Consider the following 5,355-nt stretch of genomic DNA (forward strand, 5'->3'; position numbering starts at 1 on the left):
AAAAAAATATTAGTAGTAATTGTTTTTAAAATGATTTTTAATATTTTTATTTAATTTTCAAAAGCAAAAAAAAAAAAAAATAGGAAGAAAAAAAAAAAAAAAAATAAAAATTTGGGGGGGGGGGGGGGGTACCCTTCACAATCTTAACAGATTTTTACTTGCATTTATTTGTGTGATGCTAATTGCAAGCATTGCTTACGGTCAACGCAGGTATCCGACCCGTGCGGACTTTCCCGCGGGAACACGTTTTATAGCGATAACTTTCGATGACGGTCCGAACAATCTGTACACCGTTCAGATTCTTGATATTTTGGAGCAACACGGCGCACGCGGAACATTTTTTGTAAACCCGCATAAATTCAACAATTCAACCTTGTGGCACCCTTCGGGAGGAACAGCTGGAACGGGCGGTAGCGGTCTTCACGCAAACACCATTCCTATTATCCAGCGTATGATAAGTAATGGCCACGATGTTGAAAACCACACGTTTAACCACATGAGCATGGGCGGAGCGCAAAATTACGTCGTGCCACCTGCCACAACGGCGGCAGAAGCTCGCGCCAATTTAATACAGGCAAGCGAAGCAATATTTGCCGCAACAGAATTTTGGCCCTTTGCGTTTCGCGCACCGCACTTTGAATGGGGCGGCGGCGGAAATATTTTGTTGAATCTTGACAGAGAGTTAAATATGGTATTTAAGGATTCTGGTTTAGATCCCAAGGACTACTCAAACCAAGGTAGCGGCGGTCGCACCACGATAGCAAACTTTGTCTTGAACCAAACAAATGATGCTTTGAACGGCGGCAACATTCTTTTGCACGACTGCGGCGGCAGAAGAGCTGAAACAGTTGAGGCAGTGCGCTTAATGGTTCCCGCGTTAAGAGCACGCGGTTTTGAAATTGTTACTGTTCGCGAATTGTTTATGATTAAATCTCTCAACCCCGACGGAACAGTAGCGGACAGAAGCATACCTGAAAAACTTTCGAGTGCTAATATGTGGCCAAGACCTAACCAGTTTGCGCCAAGCAGACGCGGTATATGGGATCCTTTCGAGCCGCTTTGGGCGACAAATTGGTGGACTAACACAAGACAATGGTCTTGCCAAGTCCCGCCGTGGAACAGAAGCGCCCCGACAGTTGGTTGCGGAACTTGCACAGGTTGCGGAGGCACAACTAATCCCGTTCAAACTTGGACGGTTAATTTTGATTTGGCACAAGGCAATCGCACAGGCGGCGGAGCGCTTTCGCAAACCGTAAATAACGGCGCAAACGCAACACCGCCGACAGTATCGCGCAACGGATATAACTTTACGGGATGGAGCGGAAGCTACACAAATATCACTTCCAACAGAACTATTACGGCGCAGTGGCAATCGATAGGCGGCGGAGACCCGATATGCAATATTTGCGGTAATCGTCCTTGCACGTGTAGCACTTTACCTGTTGAAGGCATCAATTTAGTTCCGTGGGAACACGCAGGTTGGTCGTATTACGTTGAAGGCGACAGCAGTGTTGACCGAGGCTCAAGAGTGAATATTACTTCAGACGGACAAACAGAAAATATGGTCGCCCGCTTACAACTCGGAACCAGCCAAAGCCCGAATTATGCGTGGCTCGGATTGCAGTTGTGGCTTGCAGACGCCAATATTAACTTCTCAGGTATCACAGGAGTAAGAATTACTTACACGGCAGACAATCCTGTCAGATTTGTGCTGTGCACCGAAACGTCTACGGGCGATCCCGATTGGGCTCCGACAGGCACCGAGTTGCAAGCAGGAACACATACCGTTAATCTTACTTTGCAACAGGTAAGAGCCGGATTGTCTAACCCTGCTTCTACCGATATACGAAGTCTAACATTCTTCCATACAGAGCAAGGAGAAACCGTTAATCTTACGGTATCGTCTCTTACTCTTGTAGGTGCGCAATGGAGCGGCGGCAGTTCGTCTGTAATCCCGCAAACGCATAATGCTGTAAGAACTGCAAACAACACAGCTTTGGCAATCAACGGCTTCAACGCAGGAAATCTCAGCCTGAACGTCGGACAAGCGGGAATGTATAACATTTCAATTCACAGTATTGACGGAAGAATGCTTTCGCAAACGAGCGCGAACCTTGTTTCGGGCGTGAATTCTCTGAATATCGGACAAAATATTGCAAGAGGCGTGGTTGTAGTTCGTATTCAAGGCGCAAACGCAACTTTGGTAAGGCGAATTTCGGTTAGATAGTTTTTATAATGTAGGGGCGGGTTTGAAACCCGCCCTTACTCCAACAGCAAAAGGGACGACTTGACAAGCCGCCCCTTTTTTGCGTTAATTTGTCATTTGCTAAAAAACAAGAAAAGCAAAGAAAATTCGCATTTATCAGAAAACAAATAGTATTTTTGACAGTACGTTTATGAAAAGGGTATATTATGACAATTGAAGAAAAAGTTAACCATTGGCTTGCTTTGTCGAACGAAGATTTTGAAGTTGCAGGAGCTTTGCTGAAGATGAAACGCAATCTTTATGTCGGGTTTATGTGCCACCAATCGGTAGAAAAGTTGTTTAAGGGATGTTTTGTAAAATTACTTAAAGACACTCCCCCATTTAAACACGATTTAGTGTTTTTTGCTCAAAAGGTAGGTTTTTTCGATTTGCTGAGCGAAGAACAAAAATCTTTTTTGAGAGAATTGAACCCTTTAAATATAGAAGCGCGTTATCCCGACTACAAAAACGAAATAGCCCGATATTTGACGGACGATACGACAAAATGGGTTTACGAACAAACAAAGGAGTTGTTGCAATGGACAAAAGAGAAGATATTGTTGTAATAGCGAAAAAATATTTTAATGCTGTTAAAGCGGCAAATTTGCCCTTACAAATAGACAAGGCATACCTTTTCGGTTCTTTCGCAAAAGGTTGCCCTCACAAAGACAGCGACATTGATATTGCGTTTGTTGTGAACGAATGGAAAGGCAATTACAGAGAAACAGTTGTTCCGATTTGGGGTTTGCGTGAAAACGTTGACATAAGAATAGAGCCGCATTTTGTTGTCCCAAAAGAAGATTACGCGGATTTTCTTCCGGAAATACAAAGAACCGGCGTCGAGCTGGTATAGAAAAATTTCACAAAAAACATTTTTTTTGTAAAAAAATAGGGGCGACTGTAGCCCGAACCGTTGCCCAAAAAGTATTTTACAAAAATAATCGGGGAGAAAAATGGCTTATATTAAGGATATATTCGAGTCAAGTTTTATGGAATACGCGTCTTATGTGATTAAAGACCGCGCTATTCCCTACATAGAAGACGGATTGAAACCCGTTCAGCGAAGAATATTGCATACCCTTATGAAAATGGACGACGGAAAACTCCACAAAGTCGCAAACGTAGTCGGACAAACTATGAAGTTTCACCCGCACGGAGACGCGTCAATCGAAGGTGCGCTCGTTGTTTTGGCGAACAAAAGCTTGTTTATCGAAAAACAGGGAAATTTCGGGAATATTTACACCGGAAGCGAAGCGGCGGCGGCGCGATACATAGAATGCCGCATAACCCCCCTGGCAAAGGAAGTTTTATACAACCCCGAAATAACGCAATTTGAGCCGAATTATGACGGACGCGAAGACGAACCGATATTCTTCCCCGCAAAAATTCCCGTATCTTTGGTGCTCGGCGCAACAGGAATTGCCGTAGGAATGGCTACCGAAATTTTGCCGCACAATTTCCACGAAACGCTCTCTGCAATGATTTCTGCGCTAAAAGGCGAAGATTTCGTGCTGTACCCCGATTTTCAGACGGGCGGCTTTGTTGATGTTTCGGATTATAAGGATGGTGTGGGGAAAATTCTATCTCGCGCAAAACTCGAAGTTCTCGACGATAAAACCGTGGTAATAAAAGAAATACCTTGCAACACCACAACCGAAACACTGATAAAATCCATAGACGAAGCCGCAAAGAAAAACAAAATAATGGTAGCAAAAATAGACGACTTCACAAGCGATAAAGTAGAAATACAAATAAAGTTAAAACGCGGATTTAGGGCAAACGAGATTATAGACGCGTTTTATGCTTTCACCGATTGCGAAAAAAGCGTGTCGGTAAATTCGCTTTTGATTAAGGAAAACCGCCCCGCAATTCTGCCGATAACCGAAATAGTAAAAGACAGTTGCGAGCAGTTAAAAAACGTTTTGGAAGCGGAACTCAATCTCGAAAAATACCATTTAAGCGAAAAACTTTTTATGCGCACCATTGAACGAATTTTCATAGTGGAGCGAATTTACAAAACAATAGAAGAAATGCGAACGCCCAAAGACATAATTTTGGCTGTTAGGAACGGTTTTGAGCCGTTTAAAGAAGAAGTTGGGCGCGAAATTACCGAAAATGACGTCGAACGTCTGCTTCAAATTCCCATTCGCCGAATTTCGCTTTACGACATAGAAAAAAACAAAAAAGAAGTCGATGAAATTAACAAACGGCTTGCACAAATCGAAAAATTGCTTAAAAACATCGTAAAATATGCGATAGAATGGGTCGAAAATCTCGATAAAAAATACGGGCATTTATACCCGCGGAAAACCGAAATTTTGGAAATGAACAGGGTCTCGGTGCGCGATGTGGCAATTCGCGACAAAGAATTGCGCTACAACGGCAACAACGGATATTTGGGCTACGAAATAAAAGACGGTCCCGTTCGTTGCAAAGTATCGGTTTATGACAAAGTTTTAACTGTCGATAAAAACGGCGCATACAAGGTAATTGAAGTCCCCGAAAAAATGTTTGTCGGCTACAGAATGCGCTTTATAGACTTGGCGGAAGTTGCGGCGGCAGACGTGGTATTTACGGCGCTTTACAAAAACGCGCAAAACCACATCTACCTGAAACGCTTCAAGATAGACAAGACTATTACGGGAAAAGAATATTCGGTTTTGCCCGACGAAAAATGCGAACTTTTAGAGCTTTCCACAGATACGACAGGTGCGTTTATAGTAAATTTTGTCCCCGCGGGAAAAATGCGGAAAACGGCGGAAATTTGCGTTATTGATACTTACACGGTAAAAGGTGTTTCGGCGCAGGGGTATAAAATTACGGACAAGGCGATAACAAATATTGAATATAAAAAGACAATAGCAATAACCGAAAACGGAAAACTGTTGTAATTTTCTCAAAACTTTCTACTTTATCACAAAAAACAAAAAAAAGAACAGACGGCAACAACTCCGTCTGTTCTCTTTTGGAAATAAGGGACAAACACAAAATAACAAAAAAAGTGCCCGCCCCTATGAAGATGGTGCAAAATAACAACAGAAAGCACCGCCCCCAATAGAGCGAATATAAAAACATGGAATATACTCGCTCCTTTTTTGGAGTTTGCGCAA

General features: G+C 42.9%; 4 protein-coding genes. All 4 read left to right on the top strand.

Translation table 11 applies throughout. The features are described 5' to 3' along the window. Nucleotides 1-175 precede the first annotated feature (175 nt). Nucleotides 176-2,227 carry a polysaccharide deacetylase family protein gene (locus FWE23_11170; protein ID MCL2845986.1) on the top strand — a complete coding sequence of 684 codons (2,052 nt, stop codon included), beginning with the start codon at nucleotides 176-178 and terminating at the stop codon, nucleotides 2,225-2,227. A 185-nt stretch (nucleotides 2,228-2,412) separates the two neighbouring features. Next, complete coding sequence (locus FWE23_11175) at nucleotides 2,413-2,811, top strand: HEPN domain-containing protein (GenBank protein MCL2845987.1); 399 nt, start codon at nucleotides 2,413-2,415, stop codon at nucleotides 2,809-2,811. Next, the gene (locus FWE23_11180; GenBank protein ID MCL2845988.1) at nucleotides 2,784-3,098 is read left to right on the top strand and encodes a nucleotidyltransferase domain-containing protein; all 315 of its coding nucleotides are present in this window, start codon (nucleotides 2,784-2,786) and stop codon (nucleotides 3,096-3,098) included. The genes FWE23_11175 and FWE23_11180 overlap by 28 nt, the downstream gene beginning before the upstream one ends. A 100-nt stretch (nucleotides 3,099-3,198) precedes the next feature. Continuing rightward, a complete protein-coding gene (locus tag FWE23_11185; protein ID MCL2845989.1) occupies nucleotides 3,199-5,136 on the top strand; it encodes a DNA topoisomerase IV subunit A in 1,938 nt (645 codons plus the stop codon). The last annotated feature ends 219 nt before the right edge of the window (nucleotides 5,137-5,355 follow it).

The sequence above is a fragment of the Chitinivibrionia bacterium genome (assembly GCA_009779925.1).
Taxonomy (GTDB): Bacteria; Fibrobacterota; Chitinivibrionia; order Chitinivibrionales; family Chitinivibrionaceae; genus WRFX01.